The organism is Streptococcus sp. 714 (assembly GCF_013277115.1).
GTDB lineage: Bacteria > Bacillota > Bacilli > Lactobacillales > Streptococcaceae > Streptococcus.
Genome location: NZ_VMMH01000011.1, coordinates 29,483 through 49,647, shown reverse-complemented (window position 1 = coordinate 49,647; position 20,165 = coordinate 29,483). Strand labels below are relative to the sequence as shown.

Below are 20,165 nucleotides of genomic sequence, written 5' to 3'. Positions count from 1 at the left end.
TACAGTTGACAAAGAGCCCTAAAAAGGAACCAAAATGGTTCCTAAAATTATTAGTTACTTGCGCCAGATGTAGCGTCTGCGCCACCACCGTGGCCTCCAGCATCACCTGCATCAGAAGCTCCAGATGTAGCATCTGCTCCACCATGTCCTCCAGCAGGAGCTGCAGCATTTCCACCAACTAGACGTTGACCAGTTGTATTGAGGTACCAGTCAAGCCATGGTTGGAAATTAAAGATAATCTCATTGATTCCAGCATATGAACCATCTGGATAGTACATTGCTTGGTAATTATGGGTATTAATAACGCCTTCTGGTGTTCCTGGTACAATTGTACGGACATATTCTTGGTCCCCGTTACGCAGTACGCCGACAACCCATTCAACGTTTTTCATTCTAGAATCTGGCAATGAACCGTGTACAGTTCCTAAACGGTTTCCTGATTGAGCACGTACACGTTTACCAAACATTGTATTTGGATCTTGGTGTGCGTTATTAAAGTACAAGAATTGGTTATTATCATCTGCATATGTCAACTCAAATGGCATTGCTTTTAAGAACATGTCGATTTGGTTAACTGTTAAGATACCGTGGTCTAATTTAACGTAAGTATCTCCAGAAACAGCTCCAACAAGTTCAGCAGCTTTTTCTACCCATTCAGGATCATCTGGATCAACACCTTGAATGGTAGTTGCAATTGAATTTGTACAATATAAATCTTCTGGTTCAATTGGTTTTGGTTTTTTCAATTTTGAAACGACTCCCACATATTTTACAAAGTTGTCCAAGCATGTTTCAAGGAAATTAATAGTTCCTTCGTTTGTGATATTGCCCTCAGCGTCAAAAGCTTCTTTGGCTTTACCAAGGAGGAATTCGTTACCTGGAAGAGTGTAGGCATTGACACCTGGAGCGTCAAGAATCTTACGAAGGTGAACTTGGGCACGAGAAGTACCTTGGTCGTAGTAAGAAGCACCCACAATCATGACTGGTTTGTTTTCAAATGGATGAACTTCGTATGAAAGCCATTCAAGAACAGATTTAAGAGAAGCTGAGATTGTGTGGTTGTGCTCAGGAGTCGCAATAATGACACCATCAGCACGTGTAATTCTGTTATACAAGAGACGCAATTGGAAGCTTTCATCCCATTTTTCGTCTTGGTTAAACATTGGAACTTCGTCAATTTCGAGGACTTCTAATTCAAATTTGAGTTTGAAGTGACGGCGGATGAATTCCAAGAGTTTACGGTTATATGATTGATCGTAGTTTGATCCTACAAGTCCAACAAATTTCATTCTTTTTGGTCTCCTATCTTACAAATTTTCCCAGTCAAATTCTTCAGCATCTTTGCGAAGTAGTGCTTGTGCGTTACGCAATTTTTCTGTAATTTTTACAAAGATACGGAAGTCGTCAAAAGTGGCATCCAGTTTTTTAATAACATCAAGATCTACTAGATCTCCACTTGGATTAAAGGCTTGAAGAGAGTGTGAAAGCAAGAATTCATCAGGAAGGACACTTGCTTTGATTTCTGGTGCGTTTAAGATTTGACGAAGTTGTAATTGGGCGCGTGATGAACCAAGTGTACCGTAAGAAGCACCTGTAATCATGATTGGTTTGTTCAAAAGTGGGTAAATACCGTATGACAACCAAGCAAGAGCGCTCATTAAAACAGCTGGAATAGAGTGGTCATACTCAGGAGTACCGATAATAACGCCATCTGCCTCTTCAATTTTAGCAGCAATTTCTAAAATTTCAACAGGTACTTGCTTGTCAGCTGGTTTATTGAAGACAGGAATGTCTTTAATTTCAACAAGTTCAATTTCAGCTTTTTCAGCAAAGTGTTTTTGCATGTATTGAAGCAATTGACGGTTTGTAGAACGTTTTGAATTTGTTCCAACAATAGCAATAAGTTTTAACATGAGATTTCCTTTCTCTTTTTACATAATACGATTTTAAAACTCTATTGAAACATCTATTTCTATAGAGTAGGAATTCCTGAAGAACAGCTTAGGTGACCTTCCTTATCGATTAGGATGGCTTCGATGCCCTCCAAACTTTCGACTTGCCAGAGGATAGCAGCAGGTCTTTCTCCAAATAGACGAGTTGTCCAGATTTCACCATCAACTGATTTATCAGAGATGATTGTTAGACTAGCTAGTTCCGTTTCAACAGGATATCCTGTTTGACTGTCAAAAATATGATGGTAATCTTTTCCGTCGACTGTCAGGTGACGTTCATAAATGCCTGAAGTCACGACAGATTGATTGACAACAGGGATGGTCATTAAGTGATTTCCCCTAGGATTGGCTGGGTCTTGAATCCCAATTTGCCAAGGCTGATCCCCTCTTGCCTGATTTTTTCCAATGGTCAGGATATTCCCTCCCAGATTAATCAAGGCAGATGTCACTCCTTCTTCTCTCAGAAATTGGGCAACTTTATCCGCACTATAACCCTTGGCTAAACAACCAAGATCGATCTTCATTCCTTTTTGTTTTAAAAACACAGTGGAAGTGGAAGAATCTAACTCGATATAATGAGGATTGATTAAAGGGAGCACCGATTCAATTTCTTGGGGTTGGGCCACTTTGGCATCTGAAAAACCGATACGCCAGGTTTGAATTAAGGGACCAATACTGATGTTGAGATGGCTAGAGGGCGCTAGGCTATGCTCTAATCCAAGTGCAAGCAGTTCAAACAGGTCTGGATGAACTTTGACTGGAGCTATTCCAGCTTGATAATTGATCTCCATCAACTCAGATTCTTGGCTATTGGCATTGAAGCGGTATTCTAGCTCTTTGAGTAAATCAAAGGATTTTTGAAGCAAGATATTGGCTCGCTCATCTACTAATGAAATAGTGATAGTAGTCCCCATTAGCCGTTCGGAATGTGAACTAAGAGGCAAGCTACCAACTCCTTTCTCTTATGTGAAAAGAAGGTTGAAATATTGTAAATTTATATTAAATTTAACCCCTTACAATTTCTTTCCATGATATTAGCATACCATAAAGTCAGCGTTTTCACAAATAAAATTTGTAAAGTTGTCAAGAAATATGCTCAGAAAATAAAGAATAATTGTAAGAAAGAATGATAAAATACAAATTATTTACATTTTTTTACAAAAAAATCGGGAAAATTAGCAAAACTCTTGTAAACGCTAACAGTAAATGTTATACTAGAAGAGTAAATTTAAAATTGAAGGTAGGAATTTTTCTATGAGTAAAATCGTTGTAGTTGGTGCTAACCACGCTGGTACAGCATGTATTAATACTATGTTGGATAATTTTGGGAATGAGAACGAAATCGTTGTATTTGACCAAAACTCTAACATCTCTTTCCTAGGATGTGGAATGGCCCTTTGGATTGGTGAACAAATCGACGGTGCTGAAGGCTTGTTCTATTCTGATAAAGAAAAATTGGAAGCTAAAGGTGCTAAGGTTTACATGAACTCACCAGTTCTTTCAATCGACTATGATAACAAAGTAGTTACAGCAGAAGTTGAAGGAAAAGAGCACAAAGAATCATACGAGAAATTGATTTTCGCTACAGGTTCTACACCAATCTTGCCACCAATCGAAGGTGTTGAAATTGTTAAAGGAAACCGCGAATTTAAAGCAACTCTTGAAAACGTACAATTCGTTAAATTGTACCAAAACGCTGAAGAAGTTATCAATAAGCTTGCTGACAAGAGTAAACACCTTGATCGTATCGCTGTTGTTGGTGGTGGTTATATCGGTGTTGAACTTGCTGAAGCCTTTGAACGTCTTGGAAAAGAAGTTGTGCTTGTTGATATTGTAGATACTGTCTTGAACGGTTACTATGACAAAGACTTCACACAAATGATGGCCAAGAACTTGGAAGACCACAACATCCGTTTGGCTCTTGGTCAAACTGTTAAAGCAATCGAAGGTGACGGTAAAGTTGAACGCTTGATTACTGATAAAGAGACTTTCGATGTAGACATGGTTATCCTTGCAGTTGGTTTCCGTCCAAACACAGCCCTTGCTGATGGTAAGATTGAACTCTTCCGCAACGGTGCCTTCCTTGTAGACAAGAAACAAGAAACATCTATCCCAGGTGTATTTGCCGTTGGTGATTGTGCAACTGTCTATGACAATGCTCGTAAAGAAACTAGTTACATCGCTCTTGCTTCAAACGCTGTTCGTACTGGTATTGTTGGTGCTTACAACGCTTGTGGACATGAATTGGAAGGAATCGGTGTTCAAGGTTCAAACGGTATCTCTATCTACGGTCTTCACATGGTTTCAACTGGTTTGACACTTGAAAAAGCAAAAGCTGCTGGCTACAATGCGACTGAAACAGGCTTTAACGATCTACAAAAACCAGAATTCATGAAACATGATAACCATGAAGTAGCGATTAAGATTGTCTTTGACAAAGATAGTCGTGAAATTCTTGGTGCCCAAATGGTTTCACATGATATTGCAATTAGCATGGGAATCCACATGTTCTCACTTGCTATCCAAGAGCATGTGACAATTGATAAATTGGCATTGACAGACCTATTCTTCTTGCCACACTTCAACAAACCATACAACTACATCACAATGGCTGCACTTACAGCTGAAAAATAAAATTTGATGAACTATCTGGCCTTAAGTTAAGGTCAGATAGTTTTTTAGCCAATCTGTCCCCATACAATTATGGTTTTTTTATCTTGTGATTCACTCTAATCTGGCTTAAAATGAAAAGGTAGCTACTAATATAAATAATGAGGATAAAACAAATGACTGAAAATCGTTATGAATTAAATAAAAACTTGGCGCAGATGCTCAAAGGTGGGGTTATCATGGATGTTCAAAATCCTGAACAGGCCCGTATTGCAGAGGCTGCTGGTGCGGCAGCTGTGATGGCCTTGGAGCGGATTCCAGCTGATATTCGTGCAGCTGGTGGCGTTTCCCGCATGAGTGATCCAAAAATGATCAAGGAAATCCAAGAAGCGGTTAGCATCCCAGTGATGGCCAAGGTCAGAATCGGGCATTTTGTTGAAGCTCAGATTTTAGAGGCTATTGAGATTGACTATATCGATGAGAGTGAAGTTTTATCTCCAGCTGACGATCGTTTCCATGTAGATAAGAAAGAATTCCAAGTACCTTTTGTCTGTGGAGCTAAGGACTTGGGTGAAGCCTTACGTCGTATCGCTGAAGGTGCTTCTATGATTCGTACAAAAGGAGAACCGGGTACGGGGGATATCGTTCAAGCTGTTCGCCATATGCGTATGATGAATCAAGAAATCCGTCGCATTCAAAATCTACGTGAAGATGAACTCTATGTTGCAGCAAAAGAACTCCAAGTACCTGTAGAATTAGTTCAATACGTGCACGAACATGGAAAACTGCCAGTTGTGAACTTCGCAGCAGGTGGTGTAGCAACACCTGCAGATGCTGCTCTCATGATGCAGCTAGGTGCAGAAGGTGTCTTTGTTGGTTCAGGTATTTTCAAGTCAGGAGATCCTGTTAAACGAGCGAGCGCCATTGTTAAGGCTGTGACTAACTTCCGTAATCCTCAAATCCTAGCTCAAATCTCTGAAGATCTAGGAGAAGCCATGGTTGGTATAAATGAAAATGAGATCCAAATCCTCATGGCTGAGCGAGGGAAATAGATGAAAATTGGAATATTAGCCTTGCAAGGTGCCTTTGCAGAACATGCAAAAGTACTAGATCAATTAGGTGTCGAGAGTGTTGAAATCAGAAATCTAGATGATTTTCAGCAAGATCAGAATGACTTGTCAGGTTTGATATTACCTGGTGGGGAATCTACAACAATGGGGAAGCTCTTACGAGACCAGAACATGCTGATCCCCATTCGAGAAGCCATTCTATCTGGCTTACCAGTTTTTGGAACCTGTGCAGGCTTAATTTTGCTGGCTAAGGAAATTACTTCTCAAGAAGAGAGTCATCTAGGAACTATGGATATGCAGGTCGAGCGCAATGCCTATGGGCGCCAACTAGGGAGTTTCTATACGGAAGCAGAATGTAAGGGAGTTGGTAAGATTCCAATGACTTTTATTCGCGGTCCTATTATCAGTAGTGTTGGAGAAGATGTAGAAATTCTAGCAACAGTTGACAATCAAATCGTTGCAGCCCAAGAAGAAAATATGTTGGTAACTTCTTTTCATCCAGAATTGACTGATGATGTTCGCTTGCACCAGTACTTTCTCAATATGTGTAAAGAAAAGATAGTGGAATAAAAAGTGATAAATCAAGTTTTGATTCGCTTTTTACAAAGAATTACTTCGAAAATAGCAAAAAACGAGTATCCCCACAGATGGAGATACTCGTCATATTATGTATGAAGCTATGAGTCTGTCTTGCTTCTTAAAGTGTGAGATAGATAAGCAATCCTCTATGATAGGTTATACAAAAAATGAAACGCTCCACAATAAAGGTGTTCAAGCTAATTCTAAAACTTTTTTGAGAGGCGAGTAATGGGTTAAGATCAATACGTTTGAACAAGGTGAAAAGGATCAAGCAAAAAGTTTTTAAAATTAGAAAAACGCATATTGTCAGGTTTCGAAAAATCCTGATAATATGCGTTTTGTGGTGGAAATATCTAGTTCATTTTACACTAAAATTGAGTTTTTGCTCAGCTTATGGGAATTCTTGACGGAAGACATGGGATTCGAACCCACGCACGCTGTTACACGCCTACCGCGTTTCCAACACGGCCTCTTAAGCCTCTTGAGTAATCTTCCAATACTTACTTAAATAGTCTACCATAAAGGTCCTTATCTTGCAATAAAAATTCTGGAAATAAGAAAAATGATAGAATTTGAAAGAAAATGGTAAAAAATGCTTGACTTTAAAATGAAGTATGATAGAATGAATAGTGTAAACGATAACAGGAGGTGATTCAGTGTTAAAAACAGAACGTAAACAATTGATTTTAGAGGAGTTAAATCAACATCATGTAGTTTCTCTAGAAAAATTAGTTAGTTTGCTAGAGACCTCAGAATCAACGGTTCGAAGAGACTTGGATGAATTGGAAGCGGAAAACAAGCTTCGTCGCGTGCATGGTGGAGCAGAATTGCCACACTTCTTGCAGGAAGAAGAAACCATTCAAGAGAAATCTGTCAAAAACCTTCAAGAGAAGAAGTTGCTGGCTCAGAAGGCAGCTTCTCTTATTAAAGAAAAAGATGTCATCTTTATCGATGCTGGAACAACAACTGCCTTTTTGATTCATGAATTGGTTAATAAAAATGTCACAGTCGTGACCAACTCGATTCACCATGCCGTTCAGTTGGTTGAAAAGCAAATTCCAACTGTCATGGTTGGAGGTAGTGTCAAGATGGCGACAGATGCTAGCATCGGGGGCGTTGCTCTTAACCAGATTAACCAATTGCACTTTGACCGTGCCTTTATCGGGATGAATGGTGTGGACGATGGCTATTATACGACTCCTGATATGGAGGAGGGAGCTGTGAAGCGAGCTATTTTGGAGAATGCCAAACAGACCTATGTCTTGGTCGATTCGTCAAAAATTGGACAAACTTGCTTTGCCAAGGTAGCACCACTCAAACGAGCTATTGTTATCACAAGTCAAGGGCATGAGCTCTTGCAGACTATTAAGGAGAAAACGGAGGTAATAGAAGTATGATTTATACAGTCACACTTAATCCATCCATTGACTATATCGTTCGTTTGGACCAAGTCCAAGTCGGTAGTGTCAATCGAATGGACAGTGATGATAAGTTTGCTGGTGGTAAGGGAATCAATGTTAGCCGTGTCTTGAAACGCTTGGATATTCCAAATACTGCGACTGGATTTATCGGAGGTTTTACTGGTGAATTTATCACAGATACTCTGACAGAGGAAGAAATCGAGACACGTTTTGTCCAAGTAGCAGAAGATACTCGTATCAATGTCAAGATTAAAGCAGACCAAGAAACAGAAATCAACGGAACGGGTCCAACTGTTGAACCAGCCCAGCTAGAAGAATTGAAAGCTATTTTATCTAGTCTGACAACAGAAGATACGGTTGTGTTTGCAGGTTCAAGTTCTAAAAACCTAGGTAATGTCATCTACAAGGATTTAATTGCCTTGACGCGCCAGACTGGTGCGCAAGTGGTTTGTGACTTTGAAGGACAGACCTTGATTGATAGTTTGGAATACCAACCGCTCTTGGTCAAGCCAAATAATCATGAACTTGGAGCAATTTTTGGGGTTAAACTCGAAAGTTTAGATGAAATTGAGAAATACGCTCGTGAGTTACTGGCTAAAGGTGCTCAAAACGTCATTATCTCTATGGCTGGCGACGGTGCCCTTCTTGTCACATCTGAGGGAGCATACTTTGCTAAACCAATCAAGGGAACAGTCAAAAATTCAGTTGGGGCCGGTGACTCTATGGTCGCTGGATTCACAGGTAAATTTGTCAAATCGAAAGATGCAGTAGAAGCCTTCAAATGGGGAGTGGCTTGCGGAACGGCAACTACCTTCTCAGATGACTTGGCAACAGCAGAATTTATTAAAGAAACATATGAAAAAGTTGAGGTAGAAAAAAGATGAAAATTCAAGACCTATTGAGAAAAGATGTCATGTTGCTGGATTTGCAGGCAACTGAAAAAACAGCTGTCATTGAAGAGATGATTAAAAGTTTGACAGACCACGGTTATGTGACAGATTTTGAAACCTTTAAAGAAGGAATTTTGGCGCGTGAAGCCTTGACTTCTACTGGTTTAGGAGATGGTATCGCAATGCCTCACAGCAAAAACGCGGCTGTAAAAGAAGCGACAGTTCTCTTTGCCAAGTCAAACAAGGGTGTTGACTACGAGAGCTTGGATGGGCAAGCAACTGACCTTTTCTTTATGATTGCAGCTCCAGAAGGTGCTAATGACACTCACCTGGCAGCCTTGGCAGAATTGTCTAAATACTTGATGAAAGATGGTTTTGCTGATAAACTTCGTCAAGCAACATCATCTGAACAAGTCATTGAACTCTTTGACCAAGCTTCAGAAAAAGCTGAGGAGCCTGTTCAAATGCCTGCCAATGAATCTGGTGACTTTATCGTTGCTGTTACAGCTTGTACGACAGGTATCGCCCACACTTACATGGCCCAAGAAGCACTTCAAAAAGTGGCTGCTGAAATGGGGGTTGGAATTAAGGTCGAAACCAACGGTGCTAGTGGTGTTGGAAATCAACTAACTGTAGAAGATATCCGCAAGGCTAAAGCGGTTATCATCGCAGCAGACAAGGCTGTTGAAATGGATCGTTTCGATGGCAAACCATTGATCAATCGTCCGGTGGCTGACGGTATCCGTAAGACAGAAGAGTTGATTAACTTGGCTCTTTCAGGAGATGCTGAAGTTTATCGTGCTGCTAATGGAGCAAAAGCTGCAACAGCATCTAATGAAAAACAAAGTATCGGTGGTGCTTTCTACAAACACTTGATGAGTGGTGTATCTCAAATGTTGCCATTTGTTATCGGTGGTGGTATCATGATTGCCCTTGCTTTCTTGATTGATGGTGCTTTAGGTGTTCCAAATGAAAACCTTGGAAGTCTTGGTTCTTACCATGAGCTAGCTTCTATGTTCATGAAAATTGGTGGAGCTGCCTTTGGTTTGATGCTTCCAGTCTTTGCAGGTTATGTTGCCTACTCTATCGCTGAAAAACCAGGTTTGGTAGCAGGTTTCGTGGCTGGTGCTATTGCCAAAGAAGGTTTTGCCTTTGGTAAAATCCCTTATGCAGCAGGTGGTGAAGCAACTTCGACTCTTGCAGGTGTCTCATCTGGTTTCCTAGGTGCCCTTGTTGGTGGATTTATCGCAGGTGCCTTGGTTCTTGCTATCAAGAAATACGTTAAAGTTCCTCGTTCACTTGAAGGGGCTAAATCAATCCTTCTCTTACCACTTCTTGGAACAATCTTGACTGGATTTGTTATGCTAGCTGTTAACATCCCAATGGCAGCAATCAACACTGCTATGAATGACTTCCTAGGCGGTCTTGGAGGAGGTTCAGCTGTCCTTCTTGGTATCGTTCTTGGAGGAATGATGGCTGTCGATATGGGTGGACCAGTCAATAAAGCAGCTTATGTCTTTGGTACAGGTACGCTTGCAGCAACTGTTTCTTCAGGTGGTTCTGTGGCTATGGCAGCAGTTATGGCTGGAGGAATGGTGCCACCACTTGCAATCTTTGTCGCAACCCTTCTTTTCAAAGATAAATTTACTAAGGAAGAACGTAACTCTGGTTTGACAAACATCATCATGGGCTTGTCATTTATCACTGAGGGAGCGATTCCGTTTGGTGCAGCTGACCCAGCTCGTGCTATCCCAAGCTTTATCCTTGGTTCAGCAGTAGCAGGAGGCCTTGTTGGTCTTACTGGTATCAAACTCATGGCGCCACACGGAGGAATCTTCGTTATCGCCCTTACTTCAAATGCCCTCCTTTACCTCGTTTCTGTCTTGGTAGGAGCAATCGTAAGTGGTGTAGTCTATGGTTACCTACGCAAACCACAAGCATAAAACTTAGATAGAAAATGAAAAGATTGGATCGTTTGGTGCAGTCTTTTTCTCTTTCCGAAATGCCTGTGAAATATGCTATAATAGAAGAATGACAAACAAGAATACAAGTAAAACAAGACGGAGACCGTCTAAAGCAGAACTCGAAAGAAAAGAAGCGATTCAACGAATGTTGATTTCGTTGGGAATCGCGCTTTTATTGATTTTCGCAGCCTTCAAATTAGGGGCTGCAGGTATCACTCTTTACAATTTAATTCGCTTGCTGGTGGGGAGCCTAGCTTATCTGGCAATATTTGCCCTCTTGATCTATCTCTTCTTTTTCAAGTGGATACGAAAACAGGAAGGCCTCCTATCTGGCTTTTTCATTATATTTGCAGGCTTGCTCCTGATTTTTGAGGCCTACTTGGTTTGGAAATATAGCTTGGACAAGTCGGTTTTAAAAGGAACTATGGCTCAGGTTGTGACTGATTTGACAGGTTTTCGAACGACCAGTTTTGCTGGAGGGGGCCTGATTGGAGTTGGCCTCTATATGCCAACCGCCTTTCTCTTTTCAAATATCGGCACTTACTTTATTGGTTCTATCTTGATTTTAGCAGGCGCTCTCCTAATCAGTCCTTGGTCTGTTTATGATATTGCTGAATTTTTCAGTAGAGGATTTGCCAAATGGAGGGAAGGACATGAGCGTCGAAAAGAGGAACGCTTTGTCAAACAAGAAGAAAAAGCTCGCCAAAAGGCTGAGGAAGAGGCTAGATTAGAAAAAGAAGAGGCTGAGAAAGGCTTGCTTAATATGCCTCCTGTTGATATGGAAACAGGCGAAATTCTGACTGATGATGTTGTGCTTGATGTTCCTCCTATTCCAGAAGAAGAGTGGGTAGAACCAGAAATCATCCTGCCTCAAGCTGAACTTGAATTCCCTGAACAGGAAGATGGCTCTGATAACGAAGATGTTCAGGTCGATTTTTCAGCCAAGGAAGCCCTCGAATACAAACTCCCAAGCTTACAACTCTTTGCACCTGATAAACCCAAAGACCAGTCTAAAGAGAAGAAAATCGTTCGAGAAAATATCAAAATTCTAGAAGAAACCTTTGCTAGCTTTGGTATCAAGGTAACAGTTGAACGGGCTGAAATTGGGCCATCAGTGACCAAGTATGAAGTCAAGCCAGCAGTGGGTGTACGGGTCAATCGCATTTCCAATCTCGCAGATGACCTCGCTCTAGCCTTGGCAGCCAAGGATGTCCGAATCGAAGCACCAATCCCTGGGAAATCCCTGGTCGGAATTGAGGTGCCTAACTCCGAGATTGCCACTGTGTCTTTCCGTGAACTTTGGGAACAATCTCAAACGAAAGCTGAAAATCTCTTGGAAATTCCTTTAGGGAAGGCTGTTAATGGTACCGCAAGAGCTTTTGACCTTTCTAAAATGCCCCACTTGCTCGTCGCGGGTTCAACGGGTTCAGGTAAGTCGGTCGCCGTTAACGGCATTATCGCCAGCATTCTCATGAAAGCGAGACCAGACCAAGTTAAGTTTATGATGGTCGATCCCAAGATGGTTGAGTTGTCTGTTTACAATGACATTCCTCATCTCTTGATTCCAGTTGTGACCAATCCACGCAAGGCCAGCAAGGCCCTGCAAAAGGTTGTGGACGAGATGGAAAATCGTTATGAACTCTTTGCCAAGGTAGGAGTCCGTAATATTGCAGGCTTTAATGCCAAGGTAGAAGAGTTCAATGCCCAGTCTGAGTACAAACAGATTCCGCTGCCACTCATTGTCGTGATTGTCGATGAGTTGGCTGACCTCATGATGGTAGCCAGCAAGGAAGTAGAAGATGCTATCATCCGTCTTGGACAGAAGGCGCGTGCTGCAGGTATCCACATGATTCTTGCAACTCAGCGTCCATCCGTTGATGTCATCTCTGGTCTGATTAAGGCCAATGTTCCTTCTCGTGTCGCATTTGCGGTTTCATCAGGGACAGACTCCCGTACGATCTTGGATGAAAATGGGGCTGAGAAACTGCTTGGTCGAGGAGACATGCTCTTTAAACCGATTGATGAAAATCATCCAGTTCGTCTCCAAGGATCCTTTATCTCGGATGATGATGTTGAACGCATCGTAAACTTTATCAAGGCTCAGGCAGATGCGGACTACGATGAGAGTTTTGACCCAGGTGAGGTTTCTGAAAATGAAGGAGAATTTTCAGATGGTGAATCTGGTGGAGATCCGCTTTTTGAAGAAGCCAAAGCTCTAGTCATTGAAACTCAGAAAGCCAGCGCATCCATGATTCAACGTCGTTTGTCAGTTGGATTTAATCGTGCGACCCGTCTCATGGAAGAGCTTGAGATGGCAGGTGTCATTGGTCCAGCTGAAGGTACCAAACCAAGAAAAGTATTGCAGCAATAAATTTCTCTTTGTCACTTATATTGAGTTTAACAAAAGATAAAATTGGAGAGGATAATCATTAGAATTCATTGATAAAGTCATCACTTGATGGCTTTTTTCTATACTATAGTGAATCGAATCTAGAATAGTACAATACTACTTCTAAAACATGAAATTAATTTGAATTTCTCAATAAACTTGTTCACATCTTGTTTCAATCTACTATATATCAAGATGAAACGGATTTAGAGTTTCTTTTAGATATATGAAGACTCCCCCTATAGTTTCTAGTGAATGTTTGTTTTTTCACTGTCCACTATAAGGGGAGCTTTTGTAATCAAGTATGAGTTAGATTTCTCTTTTTTGTTTTATTAAACTGCACAGCTTACTTTTCAGTAAAATGAGACACTGTATTTGCCGGATGTTATCCGACATCAATACAATGCTGTTTAAAATTTTGAGACTTTTGCAGATTTTGAGTTTAGTTTCTGTTTACTCACCAAAGAAAAATGGAGGGGTGAATTTTTTCAACTCTTCAAAGCAATGTTGGGCAGCCTCTGCATTTTCACAGATGACAAGACAGGCATCATCGCCACAGAGGGTAGCAATAGCATCAGGGAAGTTCAAAGCATCAATGATAGAACCGAATGATTGAGCAAGTCCAGGAAGGGTTTTCAACAGGACTTGGTTCTGAACTGGGCGCATCAAGACGAGAGCATCTTCCATGTAGATTTCAAGACGTTTTTCCCATTTTGAGATGGAACCAGTATTGAGAACGTAGTAGGAATTATCTTCCTCACGTACCTTTGAGAGATTCATACTTTTAATATCTCTCGAAAGTGTAGCTTGTGTAACTTGAATGTCATTATCAGCAAGAAGAGCTTGTAACTCAGCTTGTGTGTGAATCTTATTTTTCGTTACAAGAGCTCGTATGAGTTGGTGTCGGTGTTCAGATTTATTCATATAATGTTACTCCTTGTACTAGGTACAGAAAGCGTGGACTGAACGAGATCGTCAGTCGGGTGGTAAGCGGTATTGTCACGTATGATGATTTCAAAGTCAGTAGTAATTTAGAACGATACGGAGAGAATCTCCTTCTTTTAACTTGTCACTAGTTGGGTGCAGATAAATGAGAAATTTATTCGTTCATCTACATTGCTGTTCTCTACTAACAGTAAATCATTAAATTAGGGTAGCTTTTTGTCACGACTTGTTGTGAATTTACGCCAAATGGCAATTCACAGAGTTTGTCCAACATGTGGTGTGGTAGCGTGTATGATAGAGGGTCACACATGTTGGTTATGGGGCGGTATCTTTTGTTCAAGATCCAGTAGTAGGACATCTAATAGCCTTAATTTGAACTGGATTTGATACCAAGTTGTAGTTTTTTTCGACTGTTCAAGTGGGTGTCTCTAATGCTAGGAAGGTCAGTGGGTCTTGGATTGACTTGTCCTTAGAAACCTTCCATATTGAAAGTCAGGTACCTTATACATTTTGACAAGGTAGGATAAGAGTAGACTGTTCAAGATCGACAGTCAGGTGGTAAGCGGTATTGTCACGGATCGTGATTTCAAAGTCAGTAGTATAGAGAACTAAACGGAGAGTGTCTCCTTCTTTTAACTTGTAAATAGTTGGTTGCAGTTCAAATTGCACCTCCATCCATTCATCTGCATTAATATCCTCTACTAACAGTAAATCATTTCTATTCTGTAAATTGAGGTAACCTTTTGTCACGACTCGTTGTGCATCTGGTCTAAATTGTAATTCACAGAGATTTTCCAGCATATGATAGCGGCCGTTGTCAATGGTTCTAGCACTTAAAACAGCTGGATAAGGTTGTAGGTATTTCTTTTGACCAAGTTCCAGTAGTTGAGCAGATAAGAGCCCCTTGTTTGTACTGGATTTGATACGAAGATTGAGCTGAGCGCGACCGTTCAGGTGGAGATTTTTGGTTACAGGAAGGTCAATGGTAATCTGATTGACTTTTCCTTGATAAAGTTCCGTATTGAAGGTCTGGTAGGTCTTGCCATAACGCTCAAAATCCTTATCTGAGTACTGGTTTTGAATTACTTGCTCTTCTTGACCAAGTGAGAAGGTTTCAAAGTTTTCTTGCCCACCTAAGTTATCAAGTGATAACCAAGTCTGAGGGGTTGTATTGTCCTGCCAAATGACAGTAGGAAGTTGGAAATCTGTTTCCTGTCCCAGTAATTTCTTAGTCAATAAGGCATTCATGGACTCACGGAAGTCAATGGACTGCCAGTTGTTCATATAAACATGGGCACCATTATGGAAAAAGAGGTGCTTGTTGATATGAGCAGGAAGAGCATGGAACATCTGGTAAACATGAAGTGGTTTGACATTCCAATCCTGAGAACCGTGGGTAAAGACAACCTCTGCCTTTACTTTATGGGCATTGAGCAGATAGTTGCGGTCATGCCAAAACTGGTTATAGTCGCCGGTCTTGCGATCCAGTTGTTCCTTTACTTTTTCTAAGTCAGCTTGGTGAGCTTCATTACCTCGGATATAGTCGCCAGCCAAGAGATTTCGTGAGTAGGTTAGTTCAGCAAGGGAGTCAAAGTCCTCACCTGGATAGCCACCTGGACTGGTCACCAGACCGTTTTCACGATAGTAGTTGTACCATGAGGAGATACCAGCTTCGGCGATGATAACCTCTAAGCCATCGATACCTGTAGTAGCAAGACCATTTGACATGGTACCTAGATAGGAAAGTCCAGTTGTGGCTACTTTTCCGTTTGACCAGTCAGCCTTTACTTGACGCTGGCGCGTGTGGTCAGTAAAGGCACGGCAACGGCCATTAAGCCAATCGATGACATTTTTATAAGCCTCAATTTGTTGGTAGTCTCCATTAGTCATGAAACCAGTAGAGTCTTTGGTACCAACACCTGAAACATAGAGATTAGCAAAACCTCGTGGGAGGAAGTAGTCGTTGAGTGTATAACTAGCGTTGATGTGCGTTAGCTTTTCCTCAGCTTCTGACACAAGCTCAGCTTGGCCTTGAGGTTGGACGAGATTTAGTTGAGGTTCTTCTAGCTCAATCTTGTGAGCAGGTTTGACCTCAAGCTGGCCCTCCATCTTGTAGAGAGCCTTGTCGCTCGCCTTGTCATTTGTTCCCTGATGGTAGGGACTAGCTGTCATGATAGCAGGGATCTGTCCATCAAAACGAGGTCGAATGATGCTGACCTTGACTAAGTCAGGTAAACCCTTTTGGTCAGTATCGACACGAGACTCAACGTAGACCACTTCTCGAATGACATCGTGGCTAGAAAAAGTAGCCAAACTCTTACCGTTAAAGTAATGATAGGTATTATCTTCAGGGATAAGACCGTCACTTACCAGTTGATCAATCAGGAGATTTCCTTTTTTGGTCCGAGTATTGAGTAACTGATAGAGATTTTCAATCAAGTCACCGTATACGATGGGAAAACCAGTTTCTTTACGGAAAACGTCACTGTCTTCGAAGTCAACCAAATAAGAAAAGCCTAAAAGTTGAAAAGCAACAGTATAAAAAATATCTGCTGTCAATTCATCTTCTGATTGAAAAAATGTCAGCAAGTCAGTTTCTTTATCAACTGCCAAACTGGATAGAGGATAGGTACTATCTTTATAAGTAAAAAAGAAACGACTTAAAAAAGCCTCTAACATCTTTTTATCTGCCATATCAGATGGAAAATCAAATCCATACTTTTTTAATTCATATAAAATAGTATTTCTTGGAAGTGCTAAATAGCTGAATTGATTAAAGCGCATATAACCTCCTTATAAAACAATAATTAAGGTTATTATATCAAAAAAATAGGATAAAGGGAATCGTTAAATGAGAAAGAAATTAATTCAATAATAATGAATATGATTTATATGAAAAATAGGTACAACTCTATAGCCTAAAACAAGTTATCATAATGAATAGATTAACTGGATATGTATTTCTATTTTAAAAGATATATTCATTTCTTGGGATAAAAAAGTAAAAAAATTACCGGAGCATTTGATTCTTTAAATGTATTTTTACTTTTTTCGTTCAAAAAATTTTACTTTAAGGATAAAATATAGACAGGATTCAATGCTTTTGTCTTTCTCTTTTTGAAAAATGGTATAATATAGTGAGAAGGATAGAGGAGAAGTGTAAATTGATCGCACAACTAGATACAAAAACAGTCTATAGTTTTATGGAGAGTGTTATTTCAATAGACAAGTATGTGAGAGCAGCTAAAGAATATGGCTACACTCATTTGGCTATGATGGATATTGACAATCTTTATGGGGCTTTCGACTTTCTAGAGGTTACAAAAAAATACGGCATTCATCCTTTATTAGGGCTTGAAATGACTCTTTTAGTGGATGAGCAGGAAGTGAATTTGCGCTTTTTAGCTCTATCTAGTGTGGGCTATCAGCAGTTGATGAAACTTTCAACAGCCAAGATGCAGGGTGAGAAAACTTGGTCTGTCCTGTCCCAATACCTAGAGGATATCGCGGTTATTGTACCTTATTTCGATGGATTTGAGTCGTTGGAACTAGGCTGTGATTACTATATTGGGGTTTATCCAGAAACAGTAGCAAGTGAATTTCATCATCCAATCTTGCCCCTTTATCGGGTCAATGCTTTTGAAAGCAGGGATAGAGAAGTTCTACAAGTGTTAACAGCGATTAAAGAAAATCTACCACTCAGAGAAGTTCCCTTACGCTCACGACAAGATGTCCTTATATCAGCAAGTTCTTTAGAGAAACTATTCCAAGAACGTTTTCCGCAAGCCTTGGACAATTTAGAAAAACTTATTTCAGGTATTTATTATGATTTGGATACTAGTTTGAAACTGCCTCGCTTTAATCCAGCGAGACCAGCAGTAGAAGAGTTGAGAGAACGTGCTGAGCTGGGACTTGCTCAGAAGGGGTTGACTAGTAAAGAATATCAAGATCGTCTAGACCAAGAATTGGCTGTTATTCATGATATGGGCTTTGATGATTATTTCTTGGTTGTCTGGGATTTGCTGCGTTTCGGACGTTCGAATGGCTACTATATGGGAATGGGACGGGGTTCCGCGGTTGGTAGCTTGGTTTCCTATGCTTTAGACATTACAGGGATTGACCCGGTAGAGAAAAATCTGATTTTTGAACGCTTCCTCAATCGTGAACGCTATACCATGCCTGATATTGATATCGATATTCCTGATATTTATCGTCCAGATTTTATCAGGTATGTTGGCAATAAATATGGTAGTAAACATGCGGCTCAAATCGTTACTTTTTCAACCTTTGGAGCCAAGCAGGCTCTGCGTGATGTTTTGAAACGCTTTGGTGTGCCCGAGTATGAATTATCCGCAATTACTAAGAAAATCAGTTTTCGGGACAATCTCAAGTCAGCCTATGAGGGTAACCTCCAGTTTCGTCAGCAAATCAATAGTAAGTTGGAATACCAAAAAGCCTTTGAAATTGCTTGCAAGATAGAGGGATATCCAAGACAAACATCTGTCCATGCGGCTGGTGTTGTGATCAGTGACCAAGATTTGACCGACTACATTCCTCTAAAGCATGGTGATGAAATTCCACTGACTCAGTATGATGCCCATGGAGTTGAAGCTAGTGGACTTTTGAAAATGGACTTTCTGGGACTACGAAATTTGACCTTTGTCCAAAAAATGCAAGAGTTACTTGCTGAAACAGAAGGGATTCATCTGAAAATAGAAGAAATCGATTTGGAAGACAAAGAAACGCTGGCTTTATTTGCATCTGGTAATACAAAAGGTATCTTTCAATTTGAACAACCTGGCGCTATTCGCCTGCTTAAGCGTGTGCAGCCAGTCTGTTTTGAAGATGTCGTAGCGACTACTTCCCTAAATCGACCAGGTGCAAGTGACTATATCAATAATTTTGTGGCAAGAAAGCATGGTCAGGAAGAAGTGACTGTTCTGGATCAAGTACTGGAGGATATTTTGGCTCCAACCTACGGCATTATGCTCTATCAGGAGCAGGTTATGCAGGTTGCCCAGCGTTTTGCTGGATTTAGTCTTGGGAAAGCCGATATTTTGCGTCGTGCTATGGGGAAAAAGGATGCCTCTGCCATGCATGAGATGAGGGAATCCTTTATTCAAGGGGCATTAGAAGCTGGTCATACTGTGGAAAAAGCAGAGCAGGTCTTTGATGTTATGGAGAAGTTTGCTGGTTATGGTTTTAACAGGTCACACGCCTATGCTTACTCAGCCTTGGCCTTCCAGTTGGCCTATTTCAAAACGCATTATCCAGCTATCTTTTATCAGATCATGTTGAATTCTGCCAATAGTGATTACCTAACAGATGCATTAGAAGCAGGTTTTGAAGTAGCTCCTCTGTCCATCAACACTATTCCCTATCACGATAAAATTGCGAATAAGTCCATTTATCTAGGTCTGAAATCGATTAAGGGAGTCAGCAAAGATTTGGCGCTTTGGATAATTGAAAATAGACCCTATTCGAACATTGAAGATTTTGTAGCTAAATTACCTGATAATTATCTGAAACTTCCTTTGCTGGAACCTTTGGTAAAAGTTGGTCTTTTCGATTCATTTGAAAAAAATCGTCAAAAAGTATTCAATAATTTAGATAATCTATTTGAATTTGTGAAAGAGTTGGGAAGCTTGTTTGGTGATACAATTTATAGCTGGCAGGAATCGGAAGATTGGACTGAACAAGAAAAATTCTATATGGAACAAGAGCTTTTAGGGATAGGTGTCAGCAAACATCCCCTACAAACTATTGCAAGTAAAGCTATTTACCCGATTACCCCAATCGGAAATTTGTCAGAAAATAGCTACGCTATTATTTTGGTTGAAGTTCAGAAGATAAAAGTAATTCGTACCAAAAAGGGTGAAAATATGGCTTTCTTACAGGTGGATGATAGCAAGAAAAAATTGGATGTCACTCTCTTTTCAGACTTATATCGTCAGGTTGGGCAGGAAATAAAAGAGGGAGCCTTCTACTATATAAAAGGAAAAATCCAGTCACGTGATGGCCGTCTGCAAATGATTGCACAAGATTTGAAAGAAGCAGTGGCTGAACGATTTTGGATTCAGGTTAAAAATCATGAATATGATAAAGAAATTTCAAACATCTTAGACCAGTATAAAGGCCCAATCCCAGTCATCATAAGGTATGAAGAGGAACAGAAAACAATTGTTTCTTCCCAATATTTTGTGACTAAATCCAATGAATTAGAAGCGAAATTGGATAAAATTGCTATGAAAACGATTTATCACTAAAATTACGGAAAATAGAAGAATTTTCCATTTAAATGTGATATAATCAGTAGGAATGTTAAAAGAAAAAGGAGCATAAACT

Annotated in this window: 13 protein-coding genes and 1 tRNA gene; 8 read left to right on the top strand and 6 right to left on the bottom strand. The window is 40.4% G+C overall.

The features are described 5' to 3' along the window. Positions 1-50 precede the first annotated feature (50 nt). From HT718_RS05330 to HT718_RS05320, 3 genes are read right to left on the bottom strand one after another with little or no spacing between them, the layout of a single operon-like run. The gene (locus HT718_RS05330; RefSeq protein ID WP_173267721.1) at positions 51-1,289 is read right to left on the bottom strand and encodes an NAD(P)H-dependent oxidoreductase; all 1,239 of its coding nucleotides are present in this window, start codon (positions 1,287-1,289) and stop codon (positions 51-53) included. An 18-nt stretch (positions 1,290-1,307) separates the two neighbouring features. Further along, positions 1,308-1,913, bottom strand: a complete 606-nt coding sequence (locus HT718_RS05325; protein ID WP_173267719.1) for an NADPH-dependent FMN reductase — start codon at positions 1,911-1,913, stop codon at positions 1,308-1,310. Positions 1,914-1,972: 59 nt separating this feature from the next. Further along, positions 1,973-2,896, bottom strand: coding sequence for an FAD:protein FMN transferase (locus tag HT718_RS05320; protein WP_173267717.1), 924 nt, complete (start codon positions 2,894-2,896; stop codon positions 1,973-1,975). A 310-nt stretch (positions 2,897-3,206) separates the two neighbouring features. Between HT718_RS05320 and HT718_RS05315 the strand changes: the two genes are divergently transcribed. From HT718_RS05315 to pdxT, 3 genes are all read left to right on the top strand, one after another. After that, a complete protein-coding gene (locus HT718_RS05315; RefSeq protein WP_061759045.1) occupies positions 3,207-4,586 on the top strand; it encodes an FAD-dependent oxidoreductase in 1,380 nt (459 codons plus the stop codon). A 152-nt stretch (positions 4,587-4,738) separates the two neighbouring features. Beyond that, entirely contained in the window at positions 4,739-5,614 is an 876-nt protein-coding gene (gene pdxS / locus HT718_RS05310; protein WP_000138526.1) for a pyridoxal 5'-phosphate synthase lyase subunit PdxS, read from the top strand. After that, on the top strand, positions 5,615-6,202 hold the full coding sequence (gene pdxT / locus HT718_RS05305; protein ID WP_061759046.1) for a pyridoxal 5'-phosphate synthase glutaminase subunit PdxT: 588 nt from the start codon (positions 5,615-5,617) through the stop codon (positions 6,200-6,202). Positions 6,203-6,618: 416 nt separating this feature from the next. Here pdxT and HT718_RS05300 read toward each other — a convergent pair. Beyond that, positions 6,619-6,706: transfer RNA gene (locus HT718_RS05300), tRNA-Ser, on the bottom strand. 161 nt (positions 6,707-6,867) lie between these two features. Between HT718_RS05300 and HT718_RS05295 the strand changes: the two genes are divergently transcribed. From HT718_RS05295 to HT718_RS05280, 4 genes are all read left to right on the top strand, one after another. Then, positions 6,868-7,608, top strand: coding sequence for a DeoR/GlpR family DNA-binding transcription regulator (locus HT718_RS05295; protein WP_061759047.1), 741 nt, complete (start codon positions 6,868-6,870; stop codon positions 7,606-7,608). Further along, positions 7,605-8,516 carry a 1-phosphofructokinase gene (gene pfkB / locus HT718_RS05290; RefSeq protein ID WP_061759048.1) on the top strand — a complete coding sequence of 304 codons (912 nt, stop codon included), beginning with the start codon at positions 7,605-7,607 and terminating at the stop codon, positions 8,514-8,516. Before HT718_RS05295 ends, pfkB begins: the two co-directional genes overlap by 4 nt. Further along, positions 8,513-10,465 (top strand): fructose-specific PTS transporter subunit EIIC, encoded by a 1,953-nt coding sequence (locus tag HT718_RS05285; RefSeq protein WP_173267715.1) that lies wholly within the window; start codon positions 8,513-8,515, stop codon positions 10,463-10,465. The genes pfkB and HT718_RS05285 overlap by 4 nt, the downstream gene beginning before the upstream one ends. Positions 10,466-10,553: 88 nt before the next feature. Continuing rightward, positions 10,554-12,857: a DNA translocase FtsK gene (locus HT718_RS05280; protein ID WP_285306090.1), complete on the top strand. Its 2,304-nt coding sequence runs from the start codon at positions 10,554-10,556 to the stop codon at positions 12,855-12,857. Between the two features lie 471 nt (positions 12,858-13,328). Here the strand turns inward: HT718_RS05280 and HT718_RS05275 are convergent, their stop codons facing one another. After that, positions 13,329-13,799 (bottom strand): arginine repressor, encoded by a 471-nt coding sequence (locus tag HT718_RS05275; RefSeq protein WP_001043027.1) that lies wholly within the window; start codon positions 13,797-13,799, stop codon positions 13,329-13,331. Between the two features lie 522 nt (positions 13,800-14,321). Beyond that, on the bottom strand, positions 14,322-16,604 hold the full coding sequence (locus HT718_RS05270) for a Xaa-Pro dipeptidyl-peptidase (protein WP_061759052.1): 2,283 nt from the start codon (positions 16,602-16,604) through the stop codon (positions 14,322-14,324). 380 nt (positions 16,605-16,984) lie between these two features. Between HT718_RS05270 and HT718_RS05265 the strand changes: the two genes are divergently transcribed. Then, positions 16,985-20,086: a DNA polymerase III subunit alpha gene (locus HT718_RS05265; protein ID WP_061088095.1), complete on the top strand. Its 3,102-nt coding sequence runs from the start codon at positions 16,985-16,987 to the stop codon at positions 20,084-20,086. The last annotated feature ends 79 nt before the right edge of the window (positions 20,087-20,165 follow it).